Source organism: Spongiimicrobium sp. 3-5, from assembly GCF_046557915.1.
Classification (GTDB): Bacteria; Bacteroidota; Bacteroidia; order Flavobacteriales; family Flavobacteriaceae; genus JBHEBG01.
In genome coordinates this window covers 132056-149104 of the sequence record NZ_JBHEBG010000002.1, presented here as the reverse complement: position 1 = coordinate 149104, position 17049 = coordinate 132056, and the positions used below count along the sequence as shown (strand labels likewise).

General features: G+C 39.3%; 20 protein-coding genes. 2 read left to right on the top strand and 18 right to left on the bottom strand.

Features of this window, described 5'->3' with window-relative positions; genetic code table 11:
• Positions 1-251: 251 nt before the first annotated feature.
• The 4 genes from ACEQ81_RS08865 to ACEQ81_RS08850 are packed head-to-tail and all read right to left on the bottom strand — an operon-like array spanning position 252 to position 3781.
• Complete coding sequence (locus tag ACEQ81_RS08865; protein WP_411030523.1) at positions 252-1136, bottom strand: sterol desaturase family protein; 885 nt, start codon at positions 1134-1136, stop codon at positions 252-254.
• A 2-nt stretch (positions 1137-1138) separates the two neighbouring features.
• Positions 1139-2095, bottom strand: coding sequence for a sulfurtransferase (locus ACEQ81_RS08860; protein ID WP_411030522.1), 957 nt, complete (start codon positions 2093-2095; stop codon positions 1139-1141).
• Positions 2082-2558, bottom strand: a complete 477-nt coding sequence (locus tag ACEQ81_RS08855; RefSeq protein WP_411030521.1) for a monoheme cytochrome C — start codon at positions 2556-2558, stop codon at positions 2082-2084. Before ACEQ81_RS08855 ends, ACEQ81_RS08860 begins: the two co-directional genes overlap by 14 nt.
• 2 nt (positions 2559-2560) lie before the next feature.
• The gene (locus tag ACEQ81_RS08850) at positions 2561-3781 is read right to left on the bottom strand and encodes a sulfite oxidase (protein ID WP_411030520.1); all 1221 of its coding nucleotides are present in this window, start codon (positions 3779-3781) and stop codon (positions 2561-2563) included.
• 180 nt (positions 3782-3961) lie between these two features.
• Between ACEQ81_RS08850 and cls the strand changes: the two genes are divergently transcribed.
• The gene (cls, locus tag ACEQ81_RS08845; protein ID WP_411030519.1) at positions 3962-5365 is read left to right on the top strand and encodes a cardiolipin synthase; all 1404 of its coding nucleotides are present in this window, start codon (positions 3962-3964) and stop codon (positions 5363-5365) included.
• Here cls and ACEQ81_RS08840 read toward each other — a convergent pair.
• The 12 genes from ACEQ81_RS08840 to ACEQ81_RS08785 all read right to left on the bottom strand — a co-directional run bounded on the left by ACEQ81_RS08840 (position 5355) and on the right by ACEQ81_RS08785 (position 14184).
• A complete protein-coding gene (locus tag ACEQ81_RS08840) occupies positions 5355-6365 on the bottom strand; it encodes a 2-hydroxyacid dehydrogenase (protein ID WP_411030518.1) in 1011 nt (336 codons plus the stop codon). The genes cls and ACEQ81_RS08840 overlap by 11 nt on opposite strands.
• Positions 6346-7002, bottom strand: a complete 657-nt coding sequence (locus ACEQ81_RS08835) for a hypothetical protein (protein WP_411030517.1) — start codon at positions 7000-7002, stop codon at positions 6346-6348. Before ACEQ81_RS08835 ends, ACEQ81_RS08840 begins: the two co-directional genes overlap by 20 nt.
• 45 nt (positions 7003-7047) lie before the next feature.
• A complete protein-coding gene (locus ACEQ81_RS08830; protein ID WP_411030516.1) occupies positions 7048-7491 on the bottom strand; it encodes a hypothetical protein in 444 nt (147 codons plus the stop codon).
• 57 nt (positions 7492-7548) lie between these two features.
• Entirely contained in the window at positions 7549-7983 is a 435-nt protein-coding gene (locus tag ACEQ81_RS08825; RefSeq protein ID WP_411030515.1) for an Hsp20/alpha crystallin family protein, read from the bottom strand.
• Between the two features lie 116 nt (positions 7984-8099).
• The gene (locus ACEQ81_RS08820) at positions 8100-8525 is read right to left on the bottom strand and encodes a hypothetical protein (protein WP_411030514.1); all 426 of its coding nucleotides are present in this window, start codon (positions 8523-8525) and stop codon (positions 8100-8102) included.
• Positions 8526-8527: 2 nt separating this feature from the next.
• Complete coding sequence (locus ACEQ81_RS08815; RefSeq protein ID WP_411030513.1) at positions 8528-8938, bottom strand: hypothetical protein; 411 nt, start codon at positions 8936-8938, stop codon at positions 8528-8530.
• Between the two features lie 13 nt (positions 8939-8951).
• Positions 8952-9794: a universal stress protein gene (locus tag ACEQ81_RS08810; RefSeq protein ID WP_411030512.1), complete on the bottom strand. Its 843-nt coding sequence runs from the start codon at positions 9792-9794 to the stop codon at positions 8952-8954.
• A gap of 64 nt (positions 9795-9858) precedes the next feature.
• The gene (locus ACEQ81_RS08805; RefSeq protein WP_411030511.1) at positions 9859-10707 is read right to left on the bottom strand and encodes a universal stress protein; all 849 of its coding nucleotides are present in this window, start codon (positions 10705-10707) and stop codon (positions 9859-9861) included.
• Between the two features lie 18 nt (positions 10708-10725).
• Entirely contained in the window at positions 10726-11559 is an 834-nt protein-coding gene (locus ACEQ81_RS08800) for a universal stress protein (RefSeq protein ID WP_411030510.1), read from the bottom strand.
• A gap of 20 nt (positions 11560-11579) precedes the next feature.
• Positions 11580-12425 (bottom strand): universal stress protein, encoded by an 846-nt coding sequence (locus tag ACEQ81_RS08795; RefSeq protein ID WP_411030509.1) that lies wholly within the window; start codon positions 12423-12425, stop codon positions 11580-11582.
• A 151-nt stretch (positions 12426-12576) separates the two neighbouring features.
• Positions 12577-13416: a universal stress protein gene (locus tag ACEQ81_RS08790; protein ID WP_411030508.1), complete on the bottom strand. Its 840-nt coding sequence runs from the start codon at positions 13414-13416 to the stop codon at positions 12577-12579.
• 39 nt (positions 13417-13455) lie between these two features.
• Positions 13456-14184, bottom strand: coding sequence for an MBL fold metallo-hydrolase (locus ACEQ81_RS08785; RefSeq protein ID WP_411030507.1), 729 nt, complete (start codon positions 14182-14184; stop codon positions 13456-13458).
• Positions 14185-14397: 213 nt separating this feature from the next.
• Between ACEQ81_RS08785 and ACEQ81_RS08780 the strand changes: the two genes are divergently transcribed.
• Positions 14398-14697, top strand: a complete 300-nt coding sequence (locus ACEQ81_RS08780; protein WP_411030506.1) for a hypothetical protein — start codon at positions 14398-14400, stop codon at positions 14695-14697.
• Here the strand turns inward: ACEQ81_RS08780 and ACEQ81_RS08775 are convergent.
• Entirely contained in the window at positions 14694-15743 is a 1050-nt protein-coding gene (locus ACEQ81_RS08775) for a response regulator (protein ID WP_411030505.1), read from the bottom strand. The genes ACEQ81_RS08780 and ACEQ81_RS08775 overlap by 4 nt on opposite strands.
• Entirely contained in the window at positions 15740-16978 is a 1239-nt protein-coding gene (locus tag ACEQ81_RS08770; protein ID WP_411030504.1) for an ATP-binding protein, read from the bottom strand. The genes ACEQ81_RS08775 and ACEQ81_RS08770 overlap by 4 nt, the downstream gene beginning before the upstream one ends.
• Between the last annotated feature and the right edge of the window lie 71 nt (positions 16979-17049).

Genomic DNA, 17049 nt, shown 5'->3' with positions numbered 1-17049 from the left:
CAAAAAGGAATATGTGATGACGAATGGGAATATTTGAAGAGGAAATGGTTCCTAAAATTGTGACTTCCATTTAAAAAGTCGCTATTCCCATTTGGTTTTTTCCGTATTCAACAAGCTTTCCTTGCTACGGAATTTTGAAGTAGTTCTTCTTCGATTGTACCTACCACAAAGTATGTGCGCTATAGCACAATTGGTTTTTAAAAAAAGCCTTAAGTTTTATTGCGCTTGGAGCCCCTACTATCTAACAAAATTTACTTTTTTTTGCGAACTGAATTACGGAAACCGTGTATGATTTGACCGAAAAAATCCTTGGGAAGGTTTTCTTCTCCCGGAAATCCCAATTCAATGGTACCACTGTCCTCTGGAATGTAATTGGTCTTAAAAATATAATCCCAAAGGCTTAGACTAATTCCAAAATTAACTCCATACCTCCCCTCGGGAAGTACGTAGCTATGGTGATATAAATGCATTACCGGGTTATTGAGAATGTATTTGAGGGGTCCCCAGGTAATCTTTATGTTGGAGTGATTGAAGTGTCCGATAGCAATCGCCAAGAAATGTACAATGTATGCCTGTTCGGGTTCAAAACCTCCTAAAAGCATAACACCCAAAGTTTTTAAGGGTTTGTAAAAAATATTCTCCATCCAATGATACCGTAAATGTGCGGCAAAACCCATTTCCTTGACAGAGTGATGTACTTTATGAAACTGCCACAAAAAGGAGTATTTGTGCAATAGAATATGTGTAAACCATTGAACAAAATCGAGAATAACAAAGAAAACCACTAATTGAACCCATATAGGCATGGATGAGAGGTCTATTATCGCAAAAGTTGTTGTAGAAATGCCCAAATCTGAAAACAAAAGACCCAATAACTTATAAAACCCACTTATTGCTATTGCGAAAAGAAAAAAATTGAAATACATATAAAATGCGTCCAACCAAAAGTCCTTCCTGAATATCGATTGTTCTTTGCGCCATGGGAAGCTTATTTCTAGTAACCATAGCACCAACGAGATCGCCGTCAGTCCCCAAAAATAATTCATATACCAAGGCACCTCGAAGAGTATTGACCTCCATGTCCATTGTACACTTCCCATAAATGCGTCCGTAAAGGCGGTCAAATATTTTTCCATCGCTATTTTTTCAGCGTTTGCACGCCGCGTTCTTTAGAGGTTAAATTATTTAAATAACTCCACTCTGCCCAAGATCCGTCATAGTTCCTCACATTTTTATATCCCAGCAGTTGAGTAAGCACAAAGGTAGTATGTGCCGATCGCACCCCAGACTGACAGTAAACCACAATGGGGTCTTCCTTGCCGGCTCCCATTTTTGCGTATATCCGTTCCAACTCCTTGTAAGGTTTAAACTTGCCTATGTCTTCACTATCAATGGCCTCCCTCCATTCTATATTGATACTACCAGGAATATTGTTCGGTTTTGAACCGGTAGGTCCTCCCATTCCTGCATGTTCTTTGGGCGAACGGGCATCTACAATAATTTCGTTGCCTTTTGCACTGACCAACTGTAACATTTCGTCCTTACCTACCCACAGTTCTGCACTTCCGTTTTCCGGAAAGTTAAACTGTGAAGTAGCAGTAGCTTGTGTTCCCTCTGTACTCAATGCGCCCCCGGCGTCAGTCCAAGCTTTTAGGCCGCCGTTCAATATCCGGACCGCATCAAAACCGTAGGTTTTAAGTACCCACCAGAAGCGTGCCGCTCCGGTTGCCCCACTATCGTCATACACTATCAAGGTATCCTCATTCCCTATTCCCAAATCGCTTAGAAGGTTCTCAACTGTTTTCTTTTTTGCCTTCATACCTCGATAAGGATAAGAAATACGGTCTTCTATATGGCCACGCCCAAGGTTTAGCGCTCCTTTTATATGACCAGATGCGAAGGCTTCGGGCTTTCTAAAATCTATGATTTTAACCGCCCCTTCTTCCAAGTCCAGTAATTCCTGGGCTTCTATCAGTCGTTCTTCATGGGCATAGGTGGTTTGAGCCTGCACTTTGGGCAATTCTTTTTCCTTCTTTGGGTTGCATGCACCCGCAAGGAAAACCATTAAGATTATAAGGTGTTTATTGTAACTCATACCATTCAATATCCGTTAAATTTGCTCTTCGCCCCTTTTCAGTTGGCGGATAATTTTCTACCAGATAATCCAAAATAATAGCCTCGTTCTTACCTAGATCCCATAAATTCTGGGTTTCTTGCATCCAGCGTATGGTGGCTATCCATCGTTCGCGGTTCATCCTATTTTGGATCACCAACAGGGCAGAATGGCAATTGGTACAATTATTAACCACCTCCATTAACCCTTCGGCTTCCACCAATCCGGTACGAACATGGATTCCGTTTTCTATTTTATCATAATCGTCTTCATCAGGAACATTTACATATTCCTCTGAAGGTGATACTGCGCTTGGGGACAACATCTCAGGATTGGAGATTAAATAGAATATTGTAATACCAAAAACACCGAAAAGCACCAATAGGGTTACCAAAAGTCTGTAGATACCCCCTACTTGTTCTCTAAACTTCTTGTGGTCTTCCATGCTTATGTAATCTTGACGGCTATTCTGTGACAGGCATTATTTAAGTATCCTTTGGGATTCCATCCGGGCAATAGCATAGGTTGACTTATTCCTTGGGTATCCGTGGCTCTTGCCCATACTTCATAGTATCCCTTTTTGGGAAATGAAATACTGGCGGAAAAATGTTGCCAAGCCAATCTGTTCACAGGTTTTTCTACTGGGCATGTGTGCCATGTAGCACCAAAATCTATGGAATATTCCATTTTGGAAACTTCTAGTTCTCCGGCCCATGCATGTCCCCTAATGTTTAGCTTTTTCCCCATGTTAAGCGTGGCGCCAGATTTAGGATATGTAATTAAAGACTTCACAGGCATGGATTCTATAATGCACATATCTTCATCTTTCACCTTCTCTCCAGGTCCTACGGGGTTACATGGTACCCGGTAGGCAGTGCCGGTCATTTTAGTACCGTCGTGAATCTTATTACGTATACTGATCCGGTTTATCCATTTTCCAGATACCGAGGCAGGCCATCCACCAGCTACAAGACGTAATGGATAACCGTGGGCAATAGGAATATCTTGTCCGTTCATTTTAAAGGCCAGTAAGGTTTCATCTTGCAAAGCCTTGGCCATGGGGGCTCCCCTTGATATAGGTTCTTTGTTGGGATCCCTACTAAGATGTATATCAGCAGCATGGTATCCTACATAAACAGCATCGCTCTTTATTCCTGCATCTTCCAAAACATCGCGCAGGCGTACCCCGGTCCACGTGGCACAAGATACGGCCCCTATGGTCCATTGGTTACCTTTTGCTGGTGGATCGAACTCACTTCGTCCATTTCCCCCACATTCCAGAGTCAGCTGATAAGTATGTTGTTGAAATTTACTTTTAAGTTGGGCCAGAGTATATGTTTTTGTTTGCTGTACAGATTCCCCGTCAATTGTTAGCTTCCAACTAGCTGCATCTATGTCTTCCGGAATTAACCCGTTATTTCTGATAAACATAAATTTATTAGGGGTAATTTTATCATCCAACAAATGTGCCCTAGCCTCTATATTCCATGGTTTATTGTTCAATACCACCAATTGCGGGTCTATGTTGAACAGCTTAAAAGGGTCTGGGTCTTGTAATCCCAAGGGGCTATATCCAGAAGGCATGTGGGCCCCGAAGACAATATCGGTTCCTAGGAGTGCCGCCATAGAACCCAGAAGGGCATTCTTTGTGAAATTACGTCGTTTCATTTAAACATTTTGTATTGTTTACCTAGCATTACCAGCATTTTTACATCTTCCAATAGGCTTTAAATAAGATGATGCAAATTCAAAGGTAAGCAATAGGCATAAAATATTTGTTTCCTGAGAAATATCATATGCTCCACAATTTGATTATTTGTATTTTACTGGGTTCAATTTAAGAGGCGCATGTTATTTACCATACTCATTATTACCTATTTCTTGCTTGCCATCGTTCTCGTAATCGGGCTTTTGGTAAACGGCATGAGGCCTTCAAAGACCTTGGCATGGCTGCTGGCCATATTTACCATTCCGGTAGGTGGTATCTTGCTGTACCTGATGCTAGGCCGTAACCGAAGAAAGAACAAGCTCATCAAACTTAAAAAAAGCGCATTCATAAGTCAACACCCATCCAAGATACCTTCCATGGTCCAAACCATGCCCAAGTATCAAAAAATTGTTTCCCTAATTTATAAAAACTGCTCGTTTCCTCCTACGGTCAACAATCGTTTAAGGCTATTAAAAGATGGGAAAACCACTTTCGAGTCTATTTTTAAAGCCTTGGAGGGGGCGCGTTCCTACATTCATATTCAGTACTATATTTATGAGGAAGGTGCTTTGGCTACCAGACTTTTAGAGTTATTTCGGAAAAAAATTTCCGAGGGGGTTGTAGTCAGAATGATCTTTGATGGTATTGGTAGCTTCTCGCTAAGCAAATCTTATATTTCCCAACTGAAGGAGGCTGGGGTAGACGTTTTTCCTTTCCTCCCTTTTCGGTTTGGACGTTTTCTTTCGTCCGTAAACTATAGAAACCATCGGAAAATTATCGTTGTGGATGGAGAAGTGGCATTTACCGGTGGTATTAACATTTCTGATAAATATCTAAAAGGTGATCCGGTCCTGGGCAAATGGCACGATATGCATCTGCAAATAAATGGTCCGGCAGTTGTTAATTTGGATAATGTGTTTTCCATGGATTGGAATCTGGTGTCCGAAAAAAGGATTGCACCCATACCTGCCAAGGACAATGATGCTACCGAGCAGGGCGCTCTGGTGCAAATTGTGCACAGCGGGCCCGATGATGATTTTGGAACCATTGAACTGGTATATTTTTCCATGATCAACGAGGCGGAAAAGTATGTTTACATTACCAATCCGTATATAATTCCCAGTCAAGCTATCCTTGGCGCCTTGCAAACCGCCGCTTTAAGTGGTATAGACGTACGTTTGTTGATCTCGGAACAGGCAGATAGTAAAATGGTGCAATGGAGTGTACGCTCTTATTTTGAATCGCTCTTAAGGGCCGGTGTTAAAATCTATCTTTTCCCCGATGGGTTTGTGCATAGTAAAATAATTATAAGTGATGATAACATTTGTACCATAGGGACCGCCAATATTGATGTGCGCAGTTTTGAGCAGAACTATGAAGTGAACGCAGTAATCTACGATACTACCTTGACTAAAACATTAAAGGCCGATTTTATGGCCGACTGTTCAAAAAGTAAAGAATTGATTCGTGAAACCTATCTGAACCGACCTTGGTTGCACAAGCTTAGGGAAGGTGTTGCCAAAATCTTTAGTCCTATCCTGTAATCAGTGTTTCATAACCCAATTCATTTGTGCACGTATTCCCGGTTTCCCATGCATTGATATTCTCAAAGGTAGTTGACGCAATGTTCTTAATTGCTTCCTCTGTTACAAATGCCTGATGTGGTGTTAGCAATACATTGGAAAAGGAAAGTAATTTTATCAGTTGTTCATTGACTATCCCTGTTTTGGAGTTATCCTTAAAAAAAACGCCTCTTTCCCTATCGAACACATCCGCGCCATAAGCTCCTATTTCCTTATTTTCCAAGGCTTCTATAAGAGCAGTGGTGTCCACAATAGATCCGCGTGCCGTATTTATCAGGATGGCATTTTTCTTCATTAGGGATAATCTTGATTTACTGATTAGGTTGTAATTTTCATAGGTAAGGGGTACATGTAAACTGATGACATCGGATTTGGAGCATAGCTCGTCCAAATCGGTATATTCCACACCGCAAAGCTCCACCAAGTTATGGTCGGGGATAAGATCGCACCCCAAAATCTTGCATCCAAAGCCGTGCATTATCTTGGCCATTACCGATCCAATATTGCCAGTACCTACGATACCTATAGTTTTACCGTGTAAATCGAAACCCATTAAACCATCCAATAAGAAATTATGGGCATGCACCTGTTTATCTGCCAAAATTATATTTCTATTGAGAGCTAGTAGTAAAGCGGTAGCGTGTTCGGCGATGGCATATGGCGAATAAACAGGGGTGTTGGCCACCCGCAATCCATAACGTTTGGCGGCTTTGATATGAATATTATTGTAACCGGCCGAGCGAAGTGTAATGTACTTTACACCTAGATCCTTAAGTTTTTCCAACACCACCAGAGAGGCATCGTCTCCAGAGAAAATACAAATAGCGTCGTACCCAACAGCTTTTATAGCCGTATGGGTATCCAAGGCCTGAGAAATGTAGGTAACTTGGTGTACGTTGTTATTTGCCCGTTTTAAGGCCGGAATCTCAAACTCCTTTGCACTATATACCAGTAATTTCATTTTTTGGCTCCTTTCTAAAGATGATATCTTGCTCTTCTAAAGCCAAAACCACCAGTTTTATATAATCTTCCACAGTTTTATCAATGTTCACCGGATCCATAATGTCTATGGCTCCCCGCCAAATAAGTTCTCGTTCTTTGTCTACACAAATGCAATACAAAGAAGTCTCCGCATGGTATATGGTAAATTCATCGTAGTAGTCCGTTTCATAATAAATGTCTTGGTAGCTTAGGTAATCGTCTTTAAACTTTCCGTAATAAGTATCTAGTTGTGACATTTTTTTTCTAAAGGACTGTCTGTTTTCCGAACCCACGATCTTGGTGAACAGAATTGCATCGAAGCCTTTATCCAGTAATTGATGCTCTACTTCCGAAAGTTCTTCCTCAGATTTTTCGGATGAGGTGAACTCCACGTCAAAAAGGTCTATACTTCGTACCGCGACTACTCCTCTCTTTTTAAATTCTTTACGAAGTTTCGTCTCAAAATTCTCTCTGGCCTCCTCGTTTTGGGTCATGCCTACAATCAATACTTTATAGGCATCGAACAAAACAATATCCGGATTCTTCCAATTGCTGACCAACTGGGTGGTAGAGCAACCAACAAAAAACAAAGCAGATAATATTAAAATTTTTTTCATATATTTGTTATACTAAAATATTATTAATCAATGATTTAAATTTAATTACTTTAACAATCGCTTTTGCTTTTCTTTCTTCATTACATGGGAAACCAACTTAAATATTTTTTCCTTTAAATGATTGTACTGTGCCATGTAGCGTTCCATAAGATATGTTAAGTCTTTATGGGTTTCAATATGCGCCTTTTCCATTTTTAACTGATCTACCTCATCTACCATGATCACTGTTTGATTTCCATGAAGTTGCACTTGCTTCATAAGGGAAACCAACTCTTTCTCTTTCCTTAAAAGCGCATCGACCGTTTCTTTGCTCTGTTCTAAAACTGAGGCGTCTATAAGTTGAAGGGTATGAGATTTTATGAGATTGTTTAAAAAGCGCTGTTCATCCCTCGCAAACTTTAACTGTGACAACCATAGAGTACAGGCATCGTGCATTTCCTGGGCATTAAGCCATTCTAGATATTTATATCTTTTCTTAACTACCATCATTACAACATGTTTAAACAGGGCAACGAAGCTAGCCTTCCCTCCGTTGCCCTGAAATAGCTAATTCACCGCTATTATTTTTTTAGGGTTCTCCTTGGTCTCTTCTTTCTTCTGAAGCTCTAAGGTTAGAATACCATTTTTATAGGTGGCTTTTACCTCTTTGGAATCGTCCACCGCATCTGGTAAATGCATGGCTCTTTTAAAGGAACTATAACTAAATTCTTTGCGGGTATAGTCCTTCTCCGTATCTACCTGTTCTGCACTGTTTTCTGCAGACACCTCCAAGTTGCGGTCCTTGAGTGTTATTTGAAAATCCTTTTTGTTGAATCCGGGAGCTGCAAGTTCAATTTCAAAATTTGCCTTGTGTTCTTTTACGTTCATTGCAGGCCAGCTGGCCTCCTCTACAAAAAAATCATCCGAAAAGAAATTGTCCGTGTCCAAATGACCAAAAGTATTCCAGGGAAATCTGTTTCTGTTAAATTTGATTAATGACATAATACCATGATTTAAGATTAATGAATATATATACTGTTAGGACGAATGTAGGTGTATTCTACATTTTTAAAAATGACAAATATCAGTTAAACCCCTTATTTTAGGGCTAGTAATGCTTAGGTGTCCGATTTTCGTTTTTTGAGTATTCCGCCGGCGTAATTGAATATCTCGGATTTTAGTCCTTGAAAATCATCGAGGCACTTTTTTACCTTGGTTTTAAGGGTCTCGTGTTTCTTTTGGTACCACAAGTTGCAACCGTTATCCGAGCATTCCAGTATTCCGCCCAAATCGTTCTGGTGTTTTGCCAGCAATCCCCCTACCTTAGCTTTTTTCCCTTTTGTCGCCGTTAACCGTTGCTGATATTCTTGCAGGCGCTCAAAAAGGTTTGGGGTATTGGGTTCAAACACATAAGAATTTAATAGACGGTCTATAAAGGTAATTTCATCATCAATGAGACATAGGTGCGATTTCCATTGCTGCAACTCCATGTGCAACTCTTGGGATTTAAACCTATTGCTATTTCCGTTTCCTTTACCTATCATTTTTAACGCTTTTGTTTAAAGTAATCGCGTACCAATGCTTTTACCTGATTATCCGTCATACTGTCTACTTTGGAAACGGTTTGCACCTTACTGGCGATACCCTTGTGGTTTTTTATAAGCGATTCTCTAAATTTTTCATTGGTATCACCAGGCCCAAATATGGCAATGGCCTCTGCATCCGCAATACTCATGGCCAAATCTTGGAAATAGTTCTTTAATTGGTGTTTTTCCCTTTCCATATATTTGCTATCCTGTACCACATCTTGTGGGCCCCATCTTGTTTTTGAGCGCGAACCCCCTTTGGGGTTAAAAAACTCCAATTCAGAGAACAAGGTTTCAAATTTCTCCTCGCCTTGGAAGAGCGTAATTATATGAGCCTTTTCCTTATCTAACCAAATACCTACATTTTTCATTCGCTACTTTTATTTAATTATCATTCAGTTCCAAAATTGGTATTTCCGCATCGTAACCTATTTCTTTTACCAAAGGTTTCGCTAAAATGCTACCAAAAAAATGATGCTTTTTATTCATAAACGCTACCATATCCACATCCCTACTCTGAATAAAGGACAATATTCCCTTTTTCACCTTAATGTCCGTAAGCTCATGATGGCTATAATTGTGTCCCTTTAAAATAGATTCTAACAATACTTTGTTACTCTGCTGAACGGTACTCAATTTAGGCGCTTGCTTTACATGTAATACCTTTATGGACGTATTGTGCATTTTGGCAATCTCTAACAAGTTATTGAGTTCCCTTCTTTTGAAGGGTGTTTTATAATCGGTAGGAAATGCTATTTCGTTCGGAGGCGAGAACTTAAAATCTTCGGGTATCGCCAATACCGGGCATTCGGTTATATTTTCCATAATATTGACCGTATTGGTTCCGAAGATGACCGCATCCGAACCCGTTGCCCCTTTTGTACCCATAATGATAAGATCAATATCGTTTATCGCTATCATATTTTTTATGGCATACAGCAAGGAGTTAAAGGTAGAGACGGTGTGGTACGTATGATTGGGCTGGCTGTTCAATTTCAAAATGGCCATTAGCTTGGTAAAACCATCTTCAGAAGCCTTTTTTGCTGCTTCATAGGCCATTTCCCCGGGTTCTGGCACCATCATGCTATCTATAGAATAGCCATTTACCTGATAAGCATTTAAAAAGTAAAAATCGCAGGTCTCATTTTTATATAACTCCAAGGCATACCTAATAGCGTTAAGGGCATTCTTGGAAAAGTCCGTGGGTAACAATATTCTTTTGTCCATTACGTATTTTTTTATGTTCTAGTTTAAAAATACCCATGCACAAGTAACTGTCCTATGATAAAAATCAGTCATTACCAGGAATCACCAAAAAAGGAATAGCCAGATTGAATGTTACTTTTCTTATAACCGGCTCTTTAAAAAGGTGTTTTAAAAAACCATGTTTATAATTCACCATCACCAACAACTCTATATGCTGTTCTTCCAAAAAATTATTGATTACTCTAGACTTGCTTAAAAAATAAGGCATCCAATGGAAAGAAGTTTTTAATGATGCTAGATGTTTTTTTAGTATTCGAAGACAAGAACGCTGGTCTTTGGACAGGACATCGTCTTCATTAATATGCATTACCCTAACGAACGAATCAAAAAGTTGTGAAATGAACAATAGCGGTGTCAATTCCTTGGTTTGGTATGCGCGTTTATAATCCGTAACAAAGGCTATTTCCTTTGGAATCTTAAAATCCATTTGCTGAGGGACCATTAGTATAGGACAACTTGTTAAATTTCCGATAACCTTAAGGGAAGAACTGCCCATAAAAATGGCTTTGGCCTCGGTAATTCCGCGGGTACCCATAACAACAAGATCAATTTCCCCTTCTTTTACGATACTAGCTATGGCCTCTACCAAATCGCCATGTTTGGAAATGGTTTTAAAGCGATGCAAAGGGTTGCCATTGTCCAACACTATTTTGTGAAGGGTGCTCTGCAAGCCTTCCATGGACTCATCTTTCAACTGCTCTTTTAACTCTCTTCCTACCTGCTTAGGAATGCTTAGACTTAATAAGGGGGTAAGTTCCGTGTATGTGTTTAAGATATAAAAAACAGCTTGTTGTTCCTTTAAAAGACTTGTTACATAGAACAGTGCGCTATAAGCGTTGTTGGAAAAGTCGGTAGCGACCAGAATATGTTTCATTTTAGTTATTTTTTAGTGTTACGGAATTACCATAAAGGGTATGGTTACATGAAAACCTATTTTCTTAATAACCGGTTCTACAAATAGGCGTTCCAAAAATGTATGCTTGTTCTTTATCATGGCCAAGAAGTTTACCTTGGTCCTTAGTTGAAAATTATTGATTCCATCTATTACTTCCTGATTAGGCATATCATGAAACAAATGGGCGACCTTGCTTAGCAATTTATCCAAGGTAACCTTGTTCTTGCGCTGTTGTTTGGTAAGCTCATAACCCGTAGAAACATGCATAACCTCTATACTAGAAATATGGTTTAGGGCAATGGACAATAGCTCTTTCAACTGTTCTTCCTTATAATCTATTTCGTAATCCGTAGGGAAAAGTATCTCTTTTGGAGCTTCGTACTTAAAATTGGGAGGTATTGCAATAACTGGGCAACTTGCTTTTTTTATTACATGTACCGTATGTGTGCCTAGCAATATTTCTTTGGCACCAGTGGCACCCTGAGTACCCATTAAGACCAAATCAATTTTTTCGGCCTTAATTGTATCTACTATTTCATCCACTAAAAGGTTAAAGGCCGAACGAAGTACAAAATGATGTTTTGGGTTCTTAAATTCCTTTAGTATTCTACTTTGCAATTCTTCCAACTGTTCTGTTGTATTTGTTTGATATAAATCGCCAAGACCAATTTGGCCCGGACTATGCAAGATGTACTCGGACTGATAAATTGCCGGGGTATAAGCATGCAGTAGATAGAATGTACATTCCTGTTTTTTAAACAATTGCATAGCGTACCGTATTGCGTTGTACGCATTATCTGAAAAATCGGTGGGCAATATAATTCGTTTCATTTCTTAGCGTATTTATCTTCTTATCTTATTAGGTTTTGCATAACCAAAAATGGTACTTCTATATTGAGACCTATTTTATCTATGGTAGATTGGTAAAGCATGTTTTCCATATAGGAATGTCTGCTGTTTACCATAATCAGCATCTCAATCTTGTGTTGATCTATGTAGTCCATAATTGCCTTGGCCCTTGTACCATTGGGCAATGTCTTAAAGATTAAAGTGGCTTTTTGCATAGAATCTTCCAAAAAGCGTTTGTTATCTTCTTGCCGCAAGGACAGACGTTTGTAATCCGAAATATGAAGACAGTGTATTTCCGATCGGTAAGACCATGCCATCTCACACACCAATTTAAGCTCTCTCCGCTTATAGGGTAGCATATAGTCCGTTGGAAACAACATCTTCTTTGGTGGCTGATAACTGTAGCGATGCGGAATGGCCAAAACCGGACATTGCACATATTTCAGCACCTGCAGTGTGTGACTACCAAAGGTAAGGGCCTTGTTGTTGGTTTTACCCTTGGTGCCCATTACTACAATATCCGCGTTCTCCTTATTAATAAAATCGTTTGCGGCATCTACCAAACTTCCAAATACGGACAAGGTATGATATGTGTGTCTGGGGTTTGGAAATGCTTCCCTAACCGCAGATGATAATTCCTTAAGCGACTTTTCTGTTTCCGTTGCCATTTTTTCTTTATGCTTTTCAAAAAGCTCCCTAGACAACAAAACCGTTGCATTATAAAGCTCATCAGCGTAAGCATGCAGAAAAAAAATCTCGCACTTCTGATATTTAAAAAAAGAAACCGCGTAGTTAACCGCGTTCATAGCGTTTTCGGAAAAATCCGTTGGAATCAATATCTTCTTCATGAGGTTTTGATAGTAGTTCAAAAGTAGATTTGAAGGCTACCAAAAACTATGACATTGGTCAGTTTTCACTAAAAGAAAACCAAAACATCCTAGGATTATTTTGCCTTTGATTGTAGATATAAAAGCAATATTCAAAGGCTATTAATTGGGTTTAACCGTGTAAAACCAGAAAAGGGATTTCTGTATGATAACTTATTTCCTCCACAGCAGGTCTAAAAAGAATACGTTGGAAAAAATTGAGATTTTTAGCCACCATGGCAACCATATCTATGTCTCTACTATCGGCGAAACACTGTACGGCGGTTTCCAATTTTGTGCCTCTTACAAAATGAAAAGTGTGTTCTAAATCTCCAAGATAATTATGTAAAAAGTCTTTGTTGGCCTTCTGTCCTTCGGTTAGCTCCTCTCCTTTTTTCGATATATGCAAAATCCTTAGTACTGCATTGCTTACCGAAGCTATTGCAATTAGCGTATCTAGCACCTTAAGATCATAACCGTTATAGTAGTCCGTAGGGAAGGCAATTTCTTTAGGTTGCTTAAACCTGGCATCTTCCGGAACGGCCAATAGAGGGCATTTTACCTTGGTGATAACGTCGCCCGTATTGCTTCCCATAGTAACTTTCTTTAGCCCGGTAGCCCCTTTGGTTCCCATCAGGATCATATCAATATCTTTTTCTTCGACCTGTCTTTTAATTGCATCAACAAAAAAATCGTAAACAGCTGTTAAGGTAAAATCATGACTAGCATTGTTGGGTAATTTTTTTATACGTACCAATAGCTCTTGTAGTGCCTCCCTACTTTGCTTTAGGATGGCATCTTGCATAAGTTTTGAAGACGTGCTAATAGAACTTGCCGCTCCGGAATAGGATGGAATAGCATTTATATGGAGTAAATGAAAGGTACACTCCGATTTCCCAAACAACTCCAAGCCATACAAAATGGCATTCCAAGAATTATCGGAAAAATCCGTAGGTATTAAAATTTGTTTCATGCCGGTCATATTTTTTTGGTTTATGGTTAAAATTGAAGGCTAATGCATTAGCCTTACCTCAATATCTTCATTTAGTTGATTTTCTAAGCTACTCTGGCTTGGCCTATCCTTAAATTCATAGTGCATAGGAATCACCACCTTGGGTTTTGTTGTATTTATCACTTTGGTGGCCTCGGCCATATTCATGGTAAGGTTATCCCCGCCAATGGGTATCATGGCAAGGTCAATGTCTTTTAACCCATCCATTTCCGGTATATAATCCGTGTCTCCTGCATGATAAATACGTTCGCCCCCTTCCAGAGTAAGTACATACCCCACATTCTGCTTGGATTTGGGGTGTGCCTTTATCCAAAGGAACACGTTCTTAACATTGTATGCCCCAACCGCCCTGCATACAATATCCCCGAGCACCATAGTCTCTCCGGGTCTTATAAGCCTTGGTAAATATCCTTGCTTTTTTAGTTTTTTCAGTACTCCTTTAGGACATACGATAGTGGTTCCCGATTTGTAGAGTTGAGCAATCGTCTCTAGGTTTAAATGATCGGGATGTGCATGCGTTATAAAGATATAATCGGCCTTATCCCCGTCACTTATTTCCACAGGATCGATATAAACTGTATGCTTTGGGGTTCTAATCTGAAAGCTCGATGGGAAAAAATGTGATTTATTAACCTTTATGGTTCCCCACGTGGTAACCATTGTTTGTTCGTTCAACTGAAATTGTTGAAGCCTTGTATTTCTTTTTTCACTTACCGCAATCTTCACCATTGTACACGATTGAATTATTAAAGCTATTGATAACAGGCCTATGAGTCTTATTGTTTTGACTTTCAATTTTAACCGCATCATCACCTTAGTTTAATCAGTTTATAAAATTATAGGTATGAAGTTTGTCTCAAAATGATAATTGTCATTTTCTCCATCATCACTTTGTCCTAATTTTATTTCTGGAAAACTAATTCCATAACTCAAGTATTTTTAATGAAGGCAACAATGAACATCCCGAGTCTTAAATCGGACGCGTGCAAACGTAAAATTTTGCGTAATCTGAGTAGAATCCTTGATGTTAGGGTTTTGGAAGTTGATGTTCAGGGCAAAATAATCTCCTTTGCTTACCAATCCCCAATGGCCTTTGAAAAAGTAAAGCGCGAATTACGCAGTATTGGATATCCAATGGAGAATGGCTACGGAGGCATGGATTTACCAAACTGGGCTTCTCATAGCCAGATTCGCTATGTTTCTAGACAAAAAGAACCACAAATGTCGCACTTGGTCTATTAATGTAGGCTGCGCAACGTTTTCAGGTCCAAAATCCTAATATTTCTTTCTTCAATAGCAATAAGTCCCTGTTTCTTGAAGTTGGAAAGCGTACGGATAAGGCTTTCCGTGGCTATACCGGCTACACTGGCCAGATCATTCCTAGAAATTCTTATTGGGCCTTCTTTATCATTGTTCATGATATCCGCGAATTGTATAAGTGTCTGTGCTGTCTTTTTGCGTACCGAACCGTAAGCCATTTGCAATAACTGCTCTTTTATTTCAGCGAGATTCTCAGATAGCAATCCAATTAGTTCCAGGGCAACGGCATGGTTTTGTTCTAAAATTGATTTGAGTTCGTCCTTGGAAATACCGGCCATTTCCAGATCTTCCACTGCCGTGGCAGTTTCCTGATAAGGGATATTTTCCACAAAAGAGGAAAAACCTAAAAAATCATCGGCCCTGTGTAAGGAAGTAATCAATTCTTTTCCTTCTTCATCTATTTTATGACATTTTGCAACTCCCTTTAAAATTAAATATACTTTGTTGGAGTTAGCTCCCTCTTGATAGACTGCATCACCATTTTTAAATTTAAAGAGGGTACCATTATCATCAAAGAAATTTTTAAGCTCATTTAGGTTCCTAAGCTCACATTTTTCCGAAATTTCAAGCTGAGCCTGTGGGTTTAATGTGGCAATTAACTTGGCCTTCGCCAGCCTACTTTCTATAGCGCTTATTAAATCTTCTTCATCAAAGGGTTTGGTAAGATAATCATCAGCGCCAAGATCCATCCCTTTGCGCACTTCCTTATGTTCTGTTTTCGCCGACAAAAAGATGAACGGTATGGATCTGGTGTCTTCATTTTTGGAAAGCTCTCGCAACACCCCATAACCATCAACTTCCGGCATCATTATATCACAAATTATTACATCGGGTTTATTGGCCAAGGCCAAATCTATTCCTATTTGTCCATTTGCGGCGGTAAGCACCTTGTAACCGGCAAGCTCCATAAGTTCCTGGGTGTTTTCGCGCAAAGCCATATCGTCCTCTATCAATAATACCGATTTCATAGTGCTACAGGTTTGTTTAGAAAAGGTACTTGTATGGAAAAAGTAGTCCCAACATTTTCTTTACTCTTAAAATTAATGGTACCACCCAAATTTTCTAGGTGGGCCTTAACTATATTTAGACCAATACCCGTACCTTGTACCAAAAGGGCATTTTCTGCCCTAAAATATCTATTGAACACATATTTTTGTTCTTCTTCCGGAATACCAATACCCTGATCTATAACTTGGATATAAAGTACTTTTTTTCGTACGGCTATCTTAATATCGATTTCGGTATTTTCTGGGGAATATTTTATGGCATTGTGCACTAAGTTGGATAAGATTAATTCCAGGATTTTCTCATCGAACTCTATGGTAACCTCATCAATATTTCGTGGATATAAAATCTGCTGTCCGGTCTTTAGTAACATATTGGCACTGTATACTACCTCATTCACCAATTTGCTAAGGGGAAAACGGGAAAACTTATAGTTTACCTTTCCAGATTCCAACCGTTCTACCGATAGAAAATCATTTAGAATATTGTCTAGGTATTTTACCTTGTTCTTAATAGTGTTTATGTGTTTTTCTCGTTTGTCTTGCTGTTCTGTGGAGGAGTATTTGGACAGGAGGACCGTAGAGGTAAGAATGCTACTAAGGGGAGTTTTAAATTCATGGGATACCATGGACAAAAACTTGGTTTTTAGATCGTTGAGCTCGCGCTCTTTTTTAAGTGCCTCCTTGGCGGATTTTTCTGCTTCCTCCCTCAGTTTCACTTCTTCCGTAAGCTTACCGATGGTTGTATTTAGCTCGGATGTTCTTTTTTCTATCTTTTCCTCTAGTTTGGTATTTAGCTCGGTTATCTTAAGCTCTTGTTCTTTTCGAGAAGAAATGTCCATGATTAAAGCCATCACATATTTATTTCCATACAACTCAAAAGGATTAAGACCTACTTCCAAAGGAAATTCTTCCCCGGATTTTCTTAGACCGTAGAGTTCCTTACCCGCCGCCATTTGTCGCTTACCACTGTTCTCAAAAAAATTTTCGAAGTGTCCGTGATGTGAGGCATGATAGGTTTGAGGGACTAAAATGTTAAGAGGTTTACCTACAAGTTCGTCCTTTTCATACCCAAATATTTCCTCTGTTGAAGAATTGTTGGCCACTATAAGTTGCTTGCTATTGACTACCACAATTCCCTCCGAAACACCTTCGGATAGTAGATTGAAAATATTGCTATTCTTCTTAAAAACCTTCACACCCCAAAGTTAAAGCATATAACTGATTTTTATCATAAAAAATATTGGATATGCGGCCTAAATTTGTCCTC